The sequence below is a fragment of the Variovorax sp. 05N34 genome (genome assembly GCF_056397405.1).
The window spans coordinates 310128-329512 of sequence record NZ_JBFTNI010000008.1; the positions used below are offsets into that span (position 1 = coordinate 310128).

Here is a 19385-nt window from a genome sequence, read left to right on the forward strand (position 1 = left end):
GACGCGATGAAACGTCCATTCCACCTGCTTGTCTCTTGCGAAAAATTATAGAAACGACGCTCCGAATCGTTCTCCATTCATCCTGAAGGAGTGTTCTGCAAAAAATGAAGGAGTCCTTTGGGGCAGGACTGCTAGGATGCGCCGGCGCGGGGATTCGTCGACCGGGTTTATTTGAAGTATTCAGCTCGAATTCGATGTTTTAACTAATGCAGTTAATTGGCGCTTTAACTGGCGAGTCATAAAAATATCAATGGAAATTCAGCGCCTCGGCAACTTGAAACTGGCATTGGGCGAATGCCCCGTCTGGCATGGCGGTCGGCTGTGGCTGCTGGATTGCCGGCAGGGGCTGATCCTGGCCATGGATCCGGACACCGGCGAAGTGACTGCGCGCCACGAAGCCCCCGCGCCCCTCGGTTCCTTCGCATTCAATGGCGATGGCAGCGACTGCATCGTCCTGTCGCTGAAGGAAGAAATCGCTGCGCTGGACCTGCGCACCGGCAAGCTGCGATCGCTGGCGCGTATTGATGCGAGCCATCCTGATCTGCGACTGAACGACGGCATTGCGCTTGCCGACGGCAGCTTCGTGACCGGCACGATGCATGTGTTTCGGGCAGCCGGCGAGCCGCCGCTTGGAGGGCTGTATCGCCTCGACACAGCCTTGCGCCTGCACAAGCTCGACGACGGAATCGGCATCGCGAACGGGCCGTGCGTGAATCCCGTCAACGGCCGCCTGCACGTCGCGGACAGCGCCGAGCGGGTGATCTATTCATATGCGATCAAGCCCGACGGCACGCTGGCCGACAAGCAGGTCTTCGTGCGGACCGATGCCTGCGACTCCGGGCCTGACGGTTGCACCTTCGACAGCGAAGGCGGGCTCTGGACCGCACTGGTGCGCGCAGGCGCGCTGGGCCGCTTCGACATGCAGGGCCGGTTGACGCATCGCATCGATCTGCCGGTGGCGTACCCCAGCGCGCTGTGTTTCGGTGGCCCCGACATGGCGGACCTGTTCGTCACCAGCATCAGCGACAGTGGACGGCTCAGCGCATCCGGGCCCATGGACGGCGCCGTGCTCAAGCTCACGGGCGTGGGCTTCCGGGGTCTGGCGCGGCCGGTGTGCCGGCTGCCGCTCTAGGGCGAGCCCGGCGAGGGATCCAGTCCCGCGGCCTTGCCGTGCGCAAGGAATCGAAGCTCGGGTCCGGCCACGCGCTCGGCCACGAAGTCGAGGAAGAGACGGATCTTGGCCGGAATGATCGGCGTGTCGAGGATGGTGGCGTACATGCCCTCGTCGAAGCCTTTGTTGCTGATGCGGTAGTTGCTCAGCAGGCGCACGAGGCGACCCTGGCGAATGTCGTTGTGCACCGTGTAGTCGTCCAGCAGCGCCATGCCTTCGCCGAGCCGCGCAAGCTCCAGCAGGGCAATGCCGCTGTTGGTGATGTGGCGGGGCTTGAATGCGATCTGGTCGAGATGCCCCTCCTGCTTGAAGGTCCAGGTGTATTCATCGCCGGGCAGCTGATAGGCGAGGCACTCGTGGGCCAGGATGCTTGCGGGTTCCGTCAGGTCCGGCCTGCCGGCGAGGTAGGCGGGCGATGCGACAAGGTAGCGGTCGCTCTGGAACAGCATGCGGCGCTTGACGCCGGCCTCCACGGGCGGCGAGATGCGGAAGTCGATGTCGAACTGGTTGCGCCGCAGGTCCACCGCAGCCTCGCCTAACGTGAGTTCGATGTGGATCTCGGGGTAGAGCTTGCGAAAGCCGGCAATGAGGTTGGGCAGCACGCCCAGTCCGAACATCATTCGCGAATGCACCCGCAGCAAGCCCTGCGGCGCCGAGCTGATCGCCGTGATGTTGCTTTGCAGTTCGTTGATGCGCCAGAGGATGCTTTCGAGCTGGCGCGCATATTCCTGCCCGGATTCGGTCAGCGCGATCTGGCGCGTGGAGCGCAGCAGCAGCTTGACCTTCAGCTCTTCCTCGATGTCCGTGATCATCCGCGACACGCCTGTCGCCGAGATGCCGAAGCGACGTGCGGTCTCGGAAAAGTTCTTGGTCTGGGAAATCGACAGGAACAGTTCCATGGCGCGCAACCTGTCCATGAATCCTCCAGTTGGTGCAGTTCTGATCTGCAGTTTCAGCCATAGCCAATGCGGCTCGTCTCTCTAGAATTTATCGATCCTTTGCGGGCGGTATTTTCCCGGAGAAAAGAATGGAATTCGGCGTATTTATTCTCGCCCAGCAGCGCGGCTATCACCAGACTTCGCAGCAGGTCATCAATAACTCGATCCAGCAGACCGTCATTGCGGAACAGGCTGGATTTGATGCCGCCTGGTATGCGGAGCATCATTTCAACAACTATTCGCTTTCGCCGTCACCGCTGATGATGGTGGCCCACATGGCGGCAAAGACGCAGCGCATTCGCCTGGGCACCGCCGTATGCATCCTGCCACTCTATCAGCCGGCCCGCTTTCTGGCGGAGGTCGGTTTTGCCGACACGGTCTCCAATGGCCGGCTGGACCTGGGTGTGGGCTCGGGCTACCAGGAATTTGAATTCGAGCGCTTCGGCGTCGACATCGCCGATTCGGGCGCGATCTACAACGAATTCCTCGACCTCCTTCCGAAGGGGCTGACGCAGAAGATCTTTTCGCATGACGGCCGGTTTTTGAAGATGCCGCCGAGCTCGATCGCCGTGCGCTGCGTGCAAGAGCCGATGCCGCCGATCTGGATCACGTCGGGCAACCCGGTCACGCTGGGCCGCGGCGTTCGCGAGAACCACAACCTGTTCGTGACCGCGTTGCTCAATGGCACGGAGGGCATTCGCACGCTGCGCGCGAAGCTGGAGAACGTGGCCAGCGACAACAGCAGGAATCTCGACAGCGATGTGAAGTTCGGCTTCCTGCGCTGCGCCTACGCGTCCGACAACAAGGCCGAGATCGACGCGTACCTGGAATGCGCGCTCTTCCAGCGCCGCATCTCCGAGAGCCTGAAGTACCGCCGCTCACAGTCCGACGACGGCTACATGATCAAGGAAGTGCCGTACGAGACGGACCCCACCATCGAGCAGATGCGCAGGAACCTGCCCGTGGGCTCGGTGAACCAGGTCATCGACCGGATGCTCGAAGAGATCAGCATCCTCAAGCCCAAGCACATCGCGATCCAGACGCAGTTGGGCGATTTCGACCAGAAGACGATGCTCAGGCAGATCGAGCTGTGGGGCGAAAAGATCATCCCTGCCATCCAGAAGGAACTGGGCACCCATCAAAACAGGAGACTTGCATGACCACCCCAACCCCAACCCCGATCCCGACCTCAACCCAGATACCCATCAAACGTCGTACCGTCCTCCTCGGCAGCATGCTGCTGGGTGCCGGCTTCAGTGCCTTCGCGAACACGGGCAACTGGCCCAATCGACCCATCCGCATCGTGGTCGCCGGTTCGCCCGGTGCCGGCGGCGACATCTTTGCGCGCCTCATCGCAGCGCCCCTGGCCGAAGTGCTCAAGCAACCGGTGGTGGTGGACTCCAAGCCGGGCGCCAACGGTTTGATCGCCTGCGACACGGTCGCCAAGTCTGCCGGCGACGGCTACACGCTGTTGTTCGCGCCGTCATCCGCGATCCTCATCAACCCGGTGATCCATTCGAAGCTGCCCTATGACACGGAGAAGGACCTGCTGCCGATCGCGCAGGTGGGCGCGGCCGGCATCCTGCTGGTGGCCAATCCCGGCACCGGCTTCAAGAACCTTGCGGACATGGTGGCCTATGCCAAGGCGCACCCGGGCAAGCTCGCCTACGGCTCGTGGGGCACCGGGTCGTCGGGCCATCTCGCGATGGAGGGCATCAAGGAGCGCTACGGCCTCGACATGCCGCATGTGCCCTACAAGAACTTGACTTCGGAAGTGACCGATCTCATCGGCAACAACATCAGCGTTGGCTTCACCGATATCGCGTCGCCCGTCCCGCACATCCGCGCGGGCCGGCTCGTCGGGCTGGGCCAGACCGGCTCGCAACGCTGGCCGGCGACCAAGGACCTGCCCACGCTTTCGGAGCAGGGGTACAAGTTCGAGGCCGATGGTTGGTACGGCGTGTTCGCGCCGGCAGGAACGCCCCCGGAAATCATCGACAGGCTCAACACGGAAATCAACCGCCTGCAACAGACCCCTGCAGTGCGAGAGAAGATCGAAGTGCAAAACATGATCGTGCCCGCGAGCGCCACGGCAAAGCAGTTCAGCGCTTCCATCAAGCGCGATGCCGCCATCTGGCAGGGACTCGCGCGAACGACGGATCTCAAGGAAAAGTAAGCGCAACTGCGCATCCTGGAACAGGACCGGAGCCACGCGCTCCGGTCCTTTTTTTTGCGCGTCCGCAACGCGCATCCCACCTTTTTTTGCAGGACTGAATCACGTTCCTTCGGTATTCACGAGCGAGGGATCGAACAAGAGAATTTCCGTCATTGCACATCATCCCTTCGGAAGGCGGAACCCATGGAATTCGGCGTATTCATCCTGGCCCAGCAGCGCGGCTATCACCAGACGTCGCAGCAGGTCATCAACAACTCGATCGAGCAGACCGTGGTGGCCGAACAGGCCGGCTTCAACACCGCCTGGTATGCGGAGCACCACTTCAACAACTATTCGCTTTCGCCGTCGCCGCTGATGATGATCGCGCACATGGCCGCCAAGACCCAGCGCATTCGCCTGGGCTCCGCGGTGTGCATCCTGCCGCTGTATCACCCCGCACGCTTCCTCGCCGAAGTGGGCTTTGCGGACACCGTGTCCAACGGGCGCCTGGAGCTTGGCATCGGCTCCGGCTACCAGGAGTTCGAGTTCGAGCGCTTCGGCGTGAAGATCGAGGACTCGGGCGCGATCTACAACGAATTCCTCGACATCATCCCGAAAGGCCTGACGCAGAAGATCGTCTCGTACGACGGCAAATTCCTCAAGCTGCCGCCGAGTTCGATCGCGGTGCGTCCCGTGCAGTCGCCGATGCCGCCCCTGTGGATCACCTCGGGCAATCCGGTCACGCTCGGCCGCGGCGTGCGCGAAGGTCACAACCTCTTCGTCACCGCACTGCTCAATGGCACCGAAGCGATCGTCTCGCTGCGCGAGCGTCTCGACAAGGTCGCAGAGGACAACGGCGCGGATCTCGATGAGGACGTGAAGTTCGGCTTCCTGCGCTGCGCGTTCGCGTCGGACAACCAGGCCGAGATCGACAACTACCTGGACAACGCGCGCTTCCAGCGGCGCATCTCCGAAAGCCTCAAGTTCCGTCGCGCGCAGTCCGACGACGGCTACATGGTCAAGGAAGTGCCGTCGGCCACCGACCCGACTTTCGAGCAACTGCGCAAGAACCTGCCGGTGGGTTCGGTCAACCAGGTGATCGACAAGATGCTGGAGGAAATCAGCATCCTCCGGCCCAAGCACATCGCGCTGCAAACGCAGTTGGGCGATTGCGACCAGAAGACGATGCTCCGCCAGATCGAAGTGTGGGGCGAGAAGATCATCCCGGCGATCCGCAAGGAAGTCGATTCGATGAATTCGGTCTCCGCCTGAAGCGCATATGTCTTCGATCCCTTCTCCTATCCCTTCTCCGAGCGCCTTCGACAGCAAGGCCTTGCGCGGGAGGGTGGCCGTGGTCACCGGCGCCTCCGGCGGCCTGGGCCTTGCGATCTGCGAACACCTGCGGTTGGCGGGCGCCTCCGTGGTGCAGGTCGACATCAGCTATCCGGCCGAGATCACCGAATCTGCCGGAATCACAGAAAGCAATGGTGCGCTGACCATGCACTGCGACATCGGCGAGCCCGCGTCCATCGCCGCGATGGCGCGGCAGGTGCAATCCCGCTTCGGCCGCTGCGATGTGCTGGTGAACAACGCCGGCATCACCGCATCGCCGGTGGCCTTGCACGATCTTCCGATCGACGTGTGGGACCGCATCTTCCGCGTCAACCTGCGTGGCGCCTTGCTGTGCGCGCAGGCAATGGTGCCGATGATGTTCGACCAGCAGGCGGGCAGCATCGTCAACGTGGCTTCGATCGCCGCGCAGGTGCCCACGCGCGTCGGCGCCTATGGCCCCACCAAGGCTGCGCTCAGGGCGCTGACGCACCAGATGGCCGTTGAATGGGGCCCGCGCGGCATCCGTGCGAACTCGGTCAGCCCGGGGATGATCCGCACACCGCTGTCGGAGCCGCACTACCGCAACGAGGCCACCCTGAAGAGCCGCACTGCCGCCATCCCTGCGCGCCGCATCGGCCGTCCGGAGGACATCGGTTCGGTGGTGGCCTTCCTGGCAAGTGATGCGTCGGCGTACGTCAACGGACAGGACATCGTGGTCGACGGCGGCTTCCTCAAGGCATCCCTGACCAACATCTACAACAACAACGCAACGTGAGCGACAACACCATGGACTCCCCAAAGCGCCTGCAGAACGTGTTCGTCGTCGCCCAGCGGCCGGCGGAACTCCACGGCTTCTATGAGTCGGTACTGGGACTGCAGCTCAAGTTCCGCGACAAGGACCGCTGGATCCAGTACGGCGTGGGCGACGGCAACGTCGCGCTGGCTTGCCGCGAAGAGGCGGTTCCCGCGACTTCGGGCGTCGTGATGGTGTTCGAAGTGGAAGACTTCGAGACGGTTGCCGAGCGCGTCGCCGCGTCGGGCGGCGAGGTGCTCGGCGTGCGCGACATGGGTTCGCATGGCGCCGTGTTGTCGCTGCGAGACCCGGAGGGCAACGTCGTTCAACTCTTCAAGCGTCAGCCGACGCCGGCATCATGAGCCACCCAACGCCGCGCGTCGAAGCGATCGAGCCCCAACTTTTCCGCCAGTTGCTGGGGTGCTTCCCCACGGGCGTTGCGGTGGTCACTACGACCACCGGCGACGGGCGCCCCGCGGGCCTGACTTGCAACTCCTTCAGCTCGGTGTCACTCGAGCCGCCGCTGGTGCTCTTCAGCCTGCGCAAGGCGAGCAGCCTGTTGCCGGCCTTCGTGGAGGCAGGCACCTTCGCGATCAACATCCTGTCGCAGAGCCAGGACGCGCTCTCCGGGCGCTTTGCTTCGAGCAAGATTTCCGACAAGTTCGAAGGCGTCGCGTGGCGCGCCGGGCCGCTCGGGACTCCGCTCATCGACGACTGTCTCGCCAGCTTCGAGTGCACCGTCTATGCCCGCCATGAGGTCGGCGACCACGAGATCTTCATCGGCGAAGTCAAGCACATGGCGCCCGGCTCGCCGGACCATGCGCTGGTGTTCTACAAGGGCGCCTACATGATGCTGGCCGAGTCGCTGCGCAAGCTGGTGCTCGAAGGCCAGCTCGGCACGAACGACATGGACGAGGCCTATCGCGCGCTGTACGGAACGCTGCTTCGCCTGGCCTGCGCGCGCGCCTCCGAAGCGGAAGTCGATGCGATCGAGCAGGCGGTTGACCGGATCGAGCAGCACCAGGGCGAGAAGGCGCTCCCGCAGCGCATCGAAGCGATGACGAGCTTCTTCTCGTCGATCGCTCTGGCGGGCCACAACGAAGTGCTCCAGCTCATGGCGCGGACGATGACGGCGGTGCTGCGCGAACGGATGGCTCTTGTCATTCCGGCGCACCCCCGACCTGATGTGTTCCCGCTTCGGCGCAAGGTCGTCGAGCGCCTGAGGGCGCGCGATGCCGATGGCGCCGCTGCAGCGTTGGACGAGTTCATCACGGTGCTCCGTGCCAATGAGGCAGGGTCATGAGCTCAATCAGCTAGCGTCAACGCGTTTTTCAGCAATGATGTTGACGAGCCAAGGCCCGGGCGCGATGCTCGGCTGGTGGGGCTTCGCCTTGGTCATCGCGGGCATAGGCACGGTTCTCGCTGGCCTGCAGCACGAAGGTCCCCTCCGCCTAACTTCGAGATCTGCAAAATGTCCCAGCAAAAACGCATCGGCGCATTGACGCCTTCCTCCAACACGGCGCTCGAGCCCCTGACCAGCGCGATGGTTGCCGGCGTGCCGGGCGTCACGGCGCACTTTTCGCGGTTCCGCGTGACCGAGATCTCGATGGGCGATACCTCGCAGAACCAGTTCGACGAACGCCTCATTCTCGATGCGGCCAGGCTGTTGGCCGATGCGAACGTCGACGTCATCTGCTGGAGCGGCACCTCCGCCAGCTGGCTGGGCTTCGAACGCGACCGTGCGCTGTGCGCGCGCATCACCGAAGTGACCGGCATCCCGGCGACCACGTCGGTGTTGGCGCTCAACGACCTGCTGGCCGCGCAGGGCGCACGCACGCTGGGGCTGGTGTCGCCCTATGTGGAGGACGTGCAGCGCCGCATCGTGGCCAACTACGCTGCGCTCGACATCCAGTGCGTCGCGGAACGCCACCTCGACCTGACGGTGAACTTCTCGTTCGCCGCAGTCGATGCTGACACCCTGCGCAAGATGATCCGCGAGGTCGCGCAGCAAAAACCCGACGCCATCACCGTGATGTGCACCAACCTGCACGGCGCTCCGCTGGCCGACGACCTGGAGCGCGAACTCGGCATTCCCATCTACGACTCGGTTGCCACCGTCGTGTGGAAGGCGCTCAAGATCACCGGCATCGACACTCGCGCGGTCAAAGGCTGGGGAGGGCTCTTCGCATGAACGCCATGGTGGCCCGGCCGGCCATGAAGATCCCGCTCTAGGATCCGCCGCTTTCCATTGCTACCCCGGCAAGGTCGCAGAGCCCGCGGCGGGCCCAGCCGATGGCGTGTGCTGCGCCATACTCCAGCCACAATGATGCTTGATCATCGCGTGGAGTTTTCATGAGCTGGGTCACGGTTGTGTGGGCCATGGTCGGTTCCGCTTGCCTCATGCTGGCCGCAGTGCACTTGCCGGTTTGGGTAAAGGACCGGGCCGCATGGCCGAGTCTGTTCCTGTCGCTCCTGGCCATGGCCACAGCTGCGCTTGCCTTCTGCGAACTCTTCATCATGAAGTCGCAGACCCCGGAGGAATTTGCGTTCGGGAACCGCGTCGGGCAAGTGGCTGTCTGGGTTGCCACCTTTTCACTGGTCGGGTTCGTGCGCAGCTATCTCGGAGCCGGCCGACCGTGGCTGGGGTGGACAGTCATCGCGCTGAGGACCTTCACGCTGGTGCCCAACTTCCTGAGCGGCCAGTCACTGAACTTCAACGAGATCTCGGCACTGCGCGCGATTCCCTTCCTGGGCGAGAACGTCTCGGTCGCTGTCGGGACGCCCAATCCCTGGATGCTGGTCGGTCAACTGGCAATGGGCCTGCTCGCCATCTTTGTGCTGGATGCCGGGCGATCGGCCTGGCGCCGCGGCGACAGGTCCGCCGCGCTCACCATCGGCGGGACAGCCTGCCTGTTCGCCCTGGGCGGTGTCGCTCAGGCGATCCTCGTCTTCTGGGGCTTCATCGAGATGCCCATCACGGTGAGCTTGTTTTCCCTGGGCATCGTGTTTGCAATGGCCTACGAACTGAGCCGCAACGTGCGTTCTGCAGCAAGACTGGTCAACGCCTTGCGCGAGAGCGAAGAGCGCGTGACGTTCGCCACGCAGGCTGCAAAACTCGGCCTGTGGATGCACGATATGGCGAGCGATGCCGTTTGGGCGAGCCCGAGAACCCGCCAGCTGTTCGGCTTCTCGCCGGGCGAGGAGATCAGCTTCGAATCATTGCTGCTGAAGGTGCATGCGGACGACCGCGACGCAGTTCGGTCGGCGTTCGCGCAAGCGGCCGCCGGGGTCGGGGATGGCCGCTACCAGATGCAGTTTCGCGTCGGCGGCGCCGAGGGCAATTCGCGGTGGATCTCGGCACAGGGCCAGTTCGAATTCGACCGCGATCGCGCGGTCCGCAGCCGGGGCGTATGCAGCGACATCACCACGAGCAAGGAAGCCGAGCAAGAGAACTTGCGCCTGCGCGACGAGATCGCTCATGCGGGCCGCCTGTCGGTCATGGGCCAATTGGCAGCGGCCCTGGCCCACGAAATCAACCAGCCGCTTGGCGCGATCCTTCGCAACGCCGAAGCCGCTGAACTGATGTTGCGCTCAGGGCATGCGGACCTCGACGAGATCCGCGAGATCGTCGAAGACATCCGCGCCGACGACCAGCGCGCCGGTGCCGTGATCGACCGCATGCGCGCGATGCTGCGGCGCCACGAAATCGAAGTCGTGCCCCTGAAGGTCGATGAGCTGCTGGAAGATGCCACCGCGCTGGTGCGTCCCGATGCGGCGGCACGGCATATTCGGGTGGTCTTGCAAGTGCCTCACGGTCTGCCCGCGGTGCTTGGGGACCGAATCCATCTGCAGCAGGTGCTGCTCAACCTCATCTCCAACGGCATGGACGCCATCGATGAAGCCGCAGGCAAGGGCCGGCGCATTGTGGTCAGCGCAATGCGCCGTGCCGCCGGCACGGTCGAGATCGCCGTCAACGACACGGGTGCGGGCATTGCCAAGGAGCGAACGGAGCAAATCTTCGAGTCGTTCTTCACGACCAAATCCACGGGGATGGGCATGGGCCTGTCGATCTCGCGCTCGTTGATCGAGGCGCATGGAGGGCGCTTGTGGGCCGAGAACAGCGAAGGTGGCGGCGCAAGCCTGCGCTTTACGCTGCCGGTCGCGCAGACCCCCGCACGCAATGTAGCGACGCCGTCGGGCGAAGTGGAAATGACTGCAACATGATCACGATCGAGCCTATCGTCTATGTCGTCGATGACGACGAATCGTTTCTCACCGCGACCACCCGAATGCTGCGCGTCAGCGGGTTTGCCGTGAAAAGCTTTCTGTCCGCGAATGAGTTTCTGGCGCAGTGCGACAGCGACGCGCAGGGTTGTGTGGTGGCGGACCTGCGGATGCCTGGCCTCAATGGGCTCGACCTGCAATCGGCAATCGCTGCGACGCGCAATCCGCTGCCGCTGGTCTTTCTGACCGGCGACGGCGATATCGCGTCGACCGTGCGCGCGATGCGCGGCGGCGCGGAAGACTTTCTGGAGAAGCGGGCTTCCAGGGACGAACTGATCGACGCCATCCGCCGCGCCCTGGCGCGCAACGGGCTTGAACGGGAGGCGAGGTCTCGCCAACGCGAGATGGAGCAGCGCTTCGGCGCCTTGTCGTCGCGAGAGCTCGAGGTTCTCCGGCATGTCCTGCGGGGCCGGCTCAACAAGCAAATAGCCGGCGACCTGGGAATCAACGAGCGCACCGTGAAACTGCACCGGGCCGCAATGATGGCGAAACTCGGCGTGGCGTCGGTCGCGGCGCTCACGCAGTTGTCACAGGAAGCGGGTGTCATGACCGCGGGTTTGCCCACCTTCCCTAAGGGGCAGTAGACAGCGGCCTGGGTGACGCCCAAAGTCGGCGTCGACTCCGATGAGCACCATCACCCCCTTCTACGTTGCCGTCGTCGATGACGACGAGAGCCATTGCCGATCCCTCGGCAGGCTGCTGCGCGCGGCGGGCATGCAGCCGATCACCTATGGCTCGGCGGAAGCGTTTCTTGCGGATGCGAAGCGGCCCCGCTTCGACTGCCTGGTGTTCGACGTCCAGCTCGGGGGAATGTCCGGCATCGAATTGGCGCAGCGCCTGGTGAGTGAAAGCGTCGAAGGCGCACATGCGCCCTTCATTTTCATCACCGCGCACGATGACCCGGAAACGCGTGCCGCGGCGCAAGCCATCGGCTGCGCGGCCTACTTTCGCAAGAACGACCTTGGGGCCGATGTGCTGGCTGCCATCCGCCGAGCGGCTGCCTGAGCCGCCCGCCTTCCATTGCCAGGGTGTCTACTGCCCTTTAGGGAAGGTGCGTGCGGCGGCGTTTGTCGGTACTCTGCGCAGCACAAACTGCAGGTAGCGCTACTTGCGGGCTGCGAGATCTACAAGAGAAGAAGAGGAATCCAAGCAATGAAACAGCTACTGCTCGGCCTGGCGATCGCCGCTGCCTTCGCAACGACGGCTTCCGCACAGCCCTTCAAGATGACGACACCCATCGCACCGGGCGTCGCTGTGCCGGACAAGATCGAGTCGTCGATCGGGACCCTGAACCTCGACTACGGCTACCCGTCGGCCGACACGGTCGAGAAGATCTACGACAACCTGGACCGTTCGAGGGCGCTGCAGGCTTATCTGCTGGCCATTCCTATCGTCAACCAGGCAGGCATGCGAGAGTCGCTGCGCAAGTTCGGACCGGACAACCAGACCAACGTGATCTGGGAGAGTCTGATGGATTCGAAGACCGTCGCGCTGACGGGCAACGACAACACGATCTACAACTTCATGTGGGTGGACACGAGCAAAGGTCCGGTCGTGGCCGAGATTCCGCCCAAGGTCCTCGGGACGGTCGACGACTTTTGGTACAAGTGGGTGGGCGATGTCGGCATCACCGGGGCCGATAAAGGCGAGGGAGGCAAGTACCTCCTGTTGCCGCCCGGGTTCCAGGGCAGCATTCCAGTCGGCTACCACGTATTGCGGCCGAACACATTTGGCAGCTATCTTGTCTTTCGCTCATTCCTGGTAGAGGGTTCCACGCAACCCGCGATCGACTCCGCCAAGAAGAACCTGCGGATCTATCCCCTCGCCGAGGCCGCCAATCCGCCGCGAATGAATTTTGTCAACGCTTCCGGCGTTCCCGCGAACTTCGTTTCACCGGGTGACTACTCGTTCTGGACCTTGTTGAACCAGGTCATCCAGGAAGAGCCGGCCACTGGCTCCGATCCAACCACCCTGGGCCTGTTCGCCTCGATCGGCATCGTCAAGGGCCAGCCATTCAATCCTGACGAGCGAATGAAGAAGATCCTGACGGATGCGGCCAACATCGGTGCTGTGACGGCTCGATCAATCGCCTTCAAGATTCGATCCAAGGACGCCTATTTCTTCCCCAACAGCGCTTGGCGCTTGCCGTTCCTCGGCGGCTACAAGTTCGAATCCGCGCCGGGTGTCAGCAACCTGGACGGCGCGGTCTTCTTCTATTACTTCGCCATTGCCGTGACGCCGGCGATGGAGGAGAAGATGGTAGGCCGTGGCTCGCAATACCCGTGGTCGGTGCAGGATGCGAAGGGCAATCCGCTGGATGGCGGCAAGAACTACAAGCTGCGCCTTCCGCCCAACGTTCCGGTCAAGGATTTCTGGTCAGTCATCGTCTATGACAACCAAACCCGCTCCATGGTGCAAACCGACCAAAAGGCCCCGAGCGTCAGCAGCCAGGACAAGGGCGTCAAGACCAATGCGGACGGCTCGGTGGATGTCTACTTCGGGCCGAAGGCCCCGGCCGGCATGGAGAACAACTGGGTGCAGACGATTCCAGGCAAGGGCTGGTTCATGCTCCTGCGCCTGTACGGCCCATTGGAACCATGGTTCAACAAGACCTGGCGCCCCGGAGAGATCGAACTGCAGCCCTGATGGCTTCGGAAGAAAGCGCGCGGAAGAGGTACCGCTAGACCAGGCCCAGCTCGCGCGCTCGCGTGACCGCCTGCATGCGGTTCCTCACGCCGAGCTTTCCATTGATGCGGCGAAGGTGGCTCTCCACCGTGTTCTCGCTGATGAACAGGTCGCGGCTCAGTTGCTTGTTCGACAGCCCATCGGCCAGGAGGCGCAGTACTTGGCGCTCGCGATCGCTCAGCAGTGCTTCGCCGGCGCTCGGTTCCGAAGCGGCAAGCACAGGGGTCAGCATCGGCTGCATGGCGTCGCAGACGGCGGCAAGGTGGGGTGGGTGAATGCCGTCACGCGTTGCTATCGCATCGAGCAGGGGCTGAAGGTGCCAGGGCTCATCGGCCACCACGCGAATCAGCCCCTTGGTGCTGGCAACGCGTAGCGCTTGCTCGAGCACCTCCAGCGCTTGCGGGCGCTTCAGCGCGGCTTCGCAGGCTTGCGCCAATAGGCAGCGCAGGCGCACGGCACGGCGGGTGTGATGCGCGGCCTCGGCCTTGGCCACCGCCTCCTGCACGCGAGGAATCATCGACGGTGCCGCGCCCGAGCGCATCGAGAGCCGCACGGACGCGATGAAGCCATCGTCGAGATCGTCGGCATGGAGGAACTGGTCGGCGTCGGCCTTCCAGCTGACGCTTTGTTCCATCAACGCCATCAGATGGCGCGCACTGGCGAGGTCGCCGCCCAAGAGTGCGAGTCTCAGCCTCTCGTGCCGGGCTGCAGCGGCGATGCGGGGGATGGCCCAGGCGTCGCCAAGGTCCAGCAGTTCCGAGAGTGTCTGCTGGGCGGATCGAAGGCGTCCTCGCAAGGCGTGCGTGCGCGCGGCCACTCGATAGGCGACGATCACGTGATCGGCGGTGCAGGCGTCGCGAATGGTGGGCAGGTAGTCTTCGAGCAGAAGCTCCACGGCTTGCAGGTCGTTCTGCTCGTAGAGAGCTTCGGCCAGATGAGCGGCGGCAACGCCCGATGCATCGGTGAAGCGATACCCCGCGTCGATGATCCTGCGCAATGTGGCCTCGAAACGCAGGCGCGCTTCGGCGACATTGCCTTGATGCAACTCTATGGCCCCTTCGAAGCAGAGGGTGTGGTTGATCCCGTGGATCTCGCCGCCATAGGCGCGCTTCGCAGTGGCGAGATGGTGCAGTGCCTGGGCGTAGTTTCCCCGGCTGATGCACTCGTAGGCGGCCACGTTCAGGACCAGGCCGCGGACTCTCGGGGGGGCATCGTCCAGACCGCTCACGTGGGCACGGGCGAGTGCCGTCGCTTTGGGGACCTCGTCACCCCACGAGAAAGCAGCGAGTCTTGCGCCCACCACTTCCGAGGCGACTTGCGGGTCCAGGGGCGCCGCGCGTTCGACGAGGTCGATCAGCCGGATGGCGGCCGTATGGCGATGCCGGATGGCCATGGCGTAGGCGCCGGAAAGCGCCAGTTCAGGGTGCCTTTCCAACAGGTGTTCGGGCGTCGCGTCGACCCAGTTGCGCAAGATGTCGATCTGCCCGGTATTGATCATCTCCAAGGCGCAAAGCGACATCCACTCCGCGGCCACTTCGCTGGCCCCACCCGCGAGTGCATGATGGATCGCCTGTGTCAGCCGGCCTTCGTGGGCCAGCCAGGTTGCGGCTTTGACATGCATCCCCTTTGCGTCTTCGCCCGCCGGCACTCCCGGCCGGCTGCGAAGAAACGCCAGAAACAACGGGTGGTATTCAAACCAGCCGCCACCCTCGGATTCAACGGCAAAGAGAAGAATGTTTTCGCGCTCGATCTTCTGCAGCAAGGCCGTGCTGTCCTGGCGCTCCAGGACGGTGTCGCACATGGCGGCGCAGAAGCTTTCGAACAAGGCGGTCTGGAACAGGAAGTGCAACTCGTGCGCCGGCAGCCTGGCGAGAACGTCTTCCGCAAGATAGCTCGCCATGGCCCGCGAGAAGTCCGGCGTCCGCAATGCAGCATCGGCGCCTGCCGGGCCGATGAGCGATGCGGCCAACTGCACGGCCACAGGCCAGCCATCGGTCTGGCTCTGGAGCAGGGTCAGGTTCGCCTCGTCGACGCGTGCCGCCAGGCGAGCCGCGAGGTAGTCGCGCAGGTCCTCCATCGAGAAGCGCAGAGACTTTCGATCGATCTCCAGCAACGCACCCTGCGCGCGGAGCCGACCCAAGGCCAGCGACGGCATTGAACGCGAGCCGATCACCACGCGTTGGTTCGGTCCCAGCGCATCGATGACGCGGGCGAACGTTTGCAGGACCTCCGGGCTGTCGAGACGTTCGAGATCATCGACCAGCAGCACGAACCCGCCTTGGAATGCTGCCAATTCGTCGAGCAACCGATGGGCACGCCCGCCTGCCTCGCCCGGAGGCGGCTTTGAAAATACCGGCGCCAGTGCCGATTGCAGATCGAAGACGAAACGTTCCGGATCGTTGTCGTCCTGATCGACCGTGAGCCAGGCCACTGGAGTGCCTTGGCTTTGCAGCGCGCGATGGCATTGCCCCATGGCGGTGGATTTGCCGTATCCCGCTGGTGCATTGACCAGCACCACCTTCGCAGGCGACTGTGCAATCAATGCAGCGACTGCGGTGCGTTCTATCTCATGAGGAACCGGACGGGGAGCGCACAGCTTCAGAGAAAGCGGCCTTGGAGCATGGGACAACATCACAGAAGCGGGCGGTGGCTTTCGGGGTGCGGCGATTGTCCCACTGGCAACTTCGATTCCGGCTTACGTAAATACCTATGGCGAAGGCGCGGGTCGCGCGATGGACGCCGGTGCTGCCGCGGGCCCGTTCACGGATTTCCGTGAATGGATGTGGCCAATGAATTCCCGGCTTTCCGGGATTGAGGCACGGGCGGCAAGTCCGGACACTCGCTGCAAGGCTGAGGCATTCAGCCCTTTCGTCAAGCAGCGCAGACATTCAATCAGGAGACACTCAAATGGCAAAGCACCCCGTCGTCGTCTATGGAGCCAGTGGCTACACCGGCATGCTCATCATGGACGCGCTCATCGACCAGAACATCCCTTTCACGGCCGTTGCGCGCAGTGCCGCCCGCACGCGGGAAATGATGGCGCAGCGTGTGGTGCGCCTGGAATCCGCCACCTACGAGATCATCGAATGCGACCACGACGTTGAATCGCTCACGAAAGCGTTCAAGGGCGCCAAAGTCGTCTGCAACACGGTGGGCCCGTTTATCGATTACGGGCTGGTCGGGGTCGAAGCCGCGCTCAAGGCCGGCTGCCACTATCTCGACAGCACCGGCGAGCAGGCCTACATCCTGCAGGTGCGCGAGCAGTTCGGCGAACTGTTCCGCCAGGCCGGGCTCCTCGTCGCGCCGTCGACTTCCTACATGTTCACCTTCGCGGAGATCGCCGCCGAGCTGGCGCTCGAAACGGAAGGCGTGGACGCGCTGGAGACTGCGACCTTGTGCCGTGGCCTGCGCGGCGTCGGCGCGGGCGTGACCGTCGGTTCGACCGCTTCGATCTTCGGCCAGTACCGCCAGCAGGAGCTTTACCTCTGGGAGAAAAAGCTTGTCCCGCATGCGGCCGGCACGAGCTTCAACATCGTGTCCCCCGACTTCATGCAGCCGATCTTCTGCCTGCCCTGGGGCGGCACCTCGTTGCCGGTTTTCCTGGAGCAGGACTCACGCGTGCGCTCGTGCATATCGTCAGTCGGCTTCTATGACAACGAGGTCATGAAGCTGGTGCATTCGGTCGGCCAGAAGTGGGAAGCCGAGTACAAGCACCTGAGCGCAGGCGAACAGGCTGCGGTCGTCAAGCATCTTGTCGACTCCACGACGCCCCAGATGCCGCCGCGCGAACGCACCACGGCCCAGCGCACGGTCGACTTCGCCATCGGCCGCGGCCATCTGGCGGCAGTGCGCGCCACGGTGCATGGGCTGACCCCGTACATCTCCACCGGCGTGCTGCAGGCAGCGGCCGCGGTCAAGCTGATCGACGGCGATACCGCCAAGGTCGGCTTCGCTTCGGCGGTCAAGGCACTCGGCCATCGCTACCTGCTGGGCTTCCTCGAGCAGCGCGGACTCGCACGAGCCACCGTCACGCAGCTCTGACACTTCAAGGAGGCCCCATGGCCATCATCGATTTCTTCGACCGCGGCTGGCGCATCAATCCGACAGGCATCGCCTACATCCAGGACGAGCGCAAGTTCAGCTTCGACGAGGTCGGCAGCCTGTCCTGCCGCATCGCCAACCAACTGCTTGCGGACGGCTTTCCCAAGGGCACGCGCGGTGCCGTCTGGGCGGGCAACGACGTGACCGCATGGATCTGCACCCTCGGCCTCTGGCGCGCGAACATGACGTGGATTCCGATCAACGTCCGCAACGCCGCGGAAGAGAACTTCTACATCCTGGAGAGCTTCGATTGCGAAGTGGTGTTCTTCCAGGAAGCTTTTGGCGCACAGATTGCCGCGCTGCGCGAGCGCCTGCCCAAGGTCCAGCGCTGGATCTGCCTGGACGGTTCCCTGCCGGGCGTCGAATCGCTCGCGAGCTGGATCGAATCGGCCCCGACCACCCGGCCGGAGGTGAGCGTCGACATGGATGACGTGGTCGCGGTGTCGCCCACCGGTGGCACCACCGGCATGCCCAAGGGCGTGATGAACACGCACCGCAGCCTGCAGGCTTTCATTGCGCACTTCATGACCGCCGCGAGCTATGGGGGCGACGAATACCCGGTGAACCTCGCCGCCGCGCCGATCACTCACACCGCCGGGATGCTGGCAGTTCCGTGCACGGCGCGCGGCGGCACCGTCGTCGTCCTGACCAAGCCGGACCCTGCCGTCCTGCTCGGATCGATCGCTCGCCACAGAGTCACGGAAGTCTTCCTGCCTCCGACGGTGATCTACAAGCTGCTGGACATCCCCGGCATCGAAAAGGTCGACTTCGCCTCGCTGCGCTACTTTCTCTACGGTGCGGCGCCGATGTCCGTCGAAAAGCTCAAGCGCGCGATCGAGGTCTTCGGGCCGGTGATGATGGGCGGCTACGGCCAGACCGAATGCCCGGCCTCGATCTCGTTCCTGACACCGGCGGAGCATTTCGTCCTGGGCCGCATCGCAGGGGATGAACGCCTGTCTTCCGTCGGGCGGCCGAATGCGCTGGTCCGTGTGGAAATCATGAACGACCGTGGCGAGCTGCTCGCACCGGGCGAGACCGGCGAGATCTGCGTGCGGGGCGACCTGGTCATGAAGGGCTACTACAAGGCCCCGGAAAAGACCGCCGAGACCATCGTCGACGGCTGGCTGCACACCGGCGACGTCGGGCACCTCGACGCGGCGGGCTACCTGCACATCACGGACCGCAAGAAGGACATGATCATCAGCGGCGGCTTCAACGTCTATCCGAGCGAAGTCGAGCAGGTGATCTGGGCGCATCCGGCCGTGCAGGACTGCGCCGTCATCGGCGTGCCCGATGAGAAATGGGGCGAGGCGGTGAAGGCCATCGTGGAGCTGAGCCCCGGCCACGAAGTCGCAGCCGAGGAGTTGATCGCGCTGTGTCGCGAGAAGCTCGGTGCCGTGAAGTCGCCGAAGACGATCGACTTCACGCCCGCACTCCCACGCAGCGCCGCAGGCAAGGTCCTCAAGAAGGACCTGCGGGCACCGTACTGGGCCCATGCTGCACGCGCGATCTGAGTGATCGCATTGCGCGGCACATCCACAAGAACTGTGAGAACCACGATGACACTTGCACAAACCCGGGCGCTTTTCTATTCCGCCGCGCTCTTCAACTGGGGCGCCGTCCTGATCTTCGTGCTGTTCGCACGCGCCCTGGGCCTGGAGCCGCCGCTGCAATCCCTGTTCGGCCAGATCACCCTCGGTGCCATCTTCGTTTTCGGATGCGGCTACGGGCTGGTCGGCATGGCGCCGAGGGCCTACCGCGGCATCGTCGCGCTCGGGGTGCTCGGCAAGCTGGCGGTCGTGGCGATCGTTTGGGCGAACTGGGTTTCCGGCAGCACGACGCCGCAGATGGCCCTGCTGGTGAGCGGCGACGTCATCTACTCGCTGCTGTTCCTGCGCTTCCTTCAGCGCACCCCCGCCTGAGTTC

General features: G+C 63.8%; 17 protein-coding genes. 15 read left to right on the forward strand and 2 right to left on the reverse strand.

What is annotated here, in order from left to right; all coding sequences use genetic code 11:
- Positions 1 to 250: 250 nt before the first annotated feature.
- Entirely contained in the window at positions 251 to 1132 is an 882-nt protein-coding gene (locus AC1DMA_RS22450) for an SMP-30/gluconolactonase/LRE family protein (protein ID WP_478145539.1), read from the forward strand.
- Here the strand turns inward: AC1DMA_RS22450 and AC1DMA_RS22455 are convergent.
- Positions 1129 to 2088: a LysR family transcriptional regulator gene (locus AC1DMA_RS22455; RefSeq protein ID WP_478145540.1), complete on the reverse strand. Its 960-nt coding sequence runs from the start codon at positions 2086 to 2088 to the stop codon at positions 1129 to 1131. The genes AC1DMA_RS22450 and AC1DMA_RS22455 overlap by 4 nt on opposite strands.
- A 110-nt stretch (positions 2089 to 2198) precedes the next feature.
- Between AC1DMA_RS22455 and AC1DMA_RS22460 the strand changes: the two genes are divergently transcribed.
- The 11 genes from AC1DMA_RS22460 to AC1DMA_RS22510 all read left to right on the forward strand — a co-directional run bounded on the left by AC1DMA_RS22460 (position 2199) and on the right by AC1DMA_RS22510 (position 13319).
- Positions 2199 to 3269: an LLM class flavin-dependent oxidoreductase gene (locus AC1DMA_RS22460; protein ID WP_478145541.1), complete on the forward strand. Its 1071-nt coding sequence runs from the start codon at positions 2199 to 2201 to the stop codon at positions 3267 to 3269.
- On the forward strand, positions 3266 to 4285 hold the full coding sequence (locus tag AC1DMA_RS22465) for a Bug family tripartite tricarboxylate transporter substrate binding protein (RefSeq protein ID WP_478145542.1): 1020 nt from the start codon (positions 3266 to 3268) through the stop codon (positions 4283 to 4285). Before AC1DMA_RS22460 ends, AC1DMA_RS22465 begins: the two co-directional genes overlap by 4 nt.
- 183 nt (positions 4286 to 4468) lie before the next feature.
- On the forward strand, positions 4469 to 5536 hold the full coding sequence (locus AC1DMA_RS22470) for an LLM class flavin-dependent oxidoreductase (RefSeq protein ID WP_478145543.1): 1068 nt from the start codon (positions 4469 to 4471) through the stop codon (positions 5534 to 5536).
- A 7-nt stretch (positions 5537 to 5543) separates the two neighbouring features.
- A complete protein-coding gene (locus AC1DMA_RS22475; protein ID WP_478145544.1) occupies positions 5544 to 6371 on the forward strand; it encodes an SDR family NAD(P)-dependent oxidoreductase in 828 nt (275 codons plus the stop codon).
- Positions 6368 to 6751 carry a VOC family protein gene (locus AC1DMA_RS22480; protein ID WP_478145545.1) on the forward strand — a complete coding sequence of 128 codons (384 nt, stop codon included), beginning with the start codon at positions 6368 to 6370 and terminating at the stop codon, positions 6749 to 6751. The genes AC1DMA_RS22475 and AC1DMA_RS22480 overlap by 4 nt, the downstream gene beginning before the upstream one ends.
- Positions 6748 to 7692 carry a flavin reductase gene (locus AC1DMA_RS22485; protein WP_478145546.1) on the forward strand — a complete coding sequence of 315 codons (945 nt, stop codon included), beginning with the start codon at positions 6748 to 6750 and terminating at the stop codon, positions 7690 to 7692. The genes AC1DMA_RS22480 and AC1DMA_RS22485 overlap by 4 nt, the downstream gene beginning before the upstream one ends.
- A 168-nt stretch (positions 7693 to 7860) precedes the next feature.
- Entirely contained in the window at positions 7861 to 8580 is a 720-nt protein-coding gene (locus AC1DMA_RS22490) for a maleate cis-trans isomerase family protein (RefSeq protein ID WP_478145547.1), read from the forward strand.
- 161 nt (positions 8581 to 8741) lie between these two features.
- Positions 8742 to 10613 carry a sensor histidine kinase gene (locus AC1DMA_RS22495; protein ID WP_478145548.1) on the forward strand — a complete coding sequence of 624 codons (1872 nt, stop codon included), beginning with the start codon at positions 8742 to 8744 and terminating at the stop codon, positions 10611 to 10613.
- Complete coding sequence (locus tag AC1DMA_RS22500; RefSeq protein WP_478126275.1) at positions 10610 to 11257, forward strand: response regulator transcription factor; 648 nt, start codon at positions 10610 to 10612, stop codon at positions 11255 to 11257. The genes AC1DMA_RS22495 and AC1DMA_RS22500 overlap by 4 nt, the downstream gene beginning before the upstream one ends.
- A gap of 40 nt (positions 11258 to 11297) precedes the next feature.
- On the forward strand, positions 11298 to 11678 hold the full coding sequence (locus tag AC1DMA_RS22505; protein ID WP_478145549.1) for a response regulator transcription factor: 381 nt from the start codon (positions 11298 to 11300) through the stop codon (positions 11676 to 11678).
- Positions 11679 to 11825: 147 nt separating this feature from the next.
- Positions 11826 to 13319, forward strand: coding sequence for a DUF1254 domain-containing protein (locus tag AC1DMA_RS22510; RefSeq protein WP_478145550.1), 1494 nt, complete (start codon positions 11826 to 11828; stop codon positions 13317 to 13319).
- Positions 13320 to 13353: 34 nt separating this feature from the next.
- On the opposite strand, the gene AC1DMA_RS22515 is transcribed toward AC1DMA_RS22510, so the two are convergent.
- Entirely contained in the window at positions 13354 to 15900 is a 2547-nt protein-coding gene (locus tag AC1DMA_RS22515; protein ID WP_478145551.1) for a winged helix-turn-helix domain-containing protein, read from the reverse strand.
- A gap of 365 nt (positions 15901 to 16265) precedes the next feature.
- Between AC1DMA_RS22515 and AC1DMA_RS22520 the strand changes: the two genes are divergently transcribed.
- From AC1DMA_RS22520 to AC1DMA_RS22530, 3 genes are read left to right on the forward strand one after another with little or no spacing between them, the layout of a single operon-like run.
- Complete coding sequence (locus AC1DMA_RS22520; protein ID WP_478145552.1) at positions 16266 to 17399, forward strand: saccharopine dehydrogenase family protein; 1134 nt, start codon at positions 16266 to 16268, stop codon at positions 17397 to 17399.
- Between the two features lie 17 nt (positions 17400 to 17416).
- Positions 17417 to 18973 carry a class I adenylate-forming enzyme family protein gene (locus AC1DMA_RS22525; protein ID WP_478145553.1) on the forward strand — a complete coding sequence of 519 codons (1557 nt, stop codon included), beginning with the start codon at positions 17417 to 17419 and terminating at the stop codon, positions 18971 to 18973.
- 45 nt (positions 18974 to 19018) lie between these two features.
- Positions 19019 to 19381, forward strand: a complete 363-nt coding sequence (locus tag AC1DMA_RS22530; RefSeq protein ID WP_478145554.1) for a hypothetical protein — start codon at positions 19019 to 19021, stop codon at positions 19379 to 19381.
- Positions 19382 to 19385 lie beyond the last annotated feature (4 nt).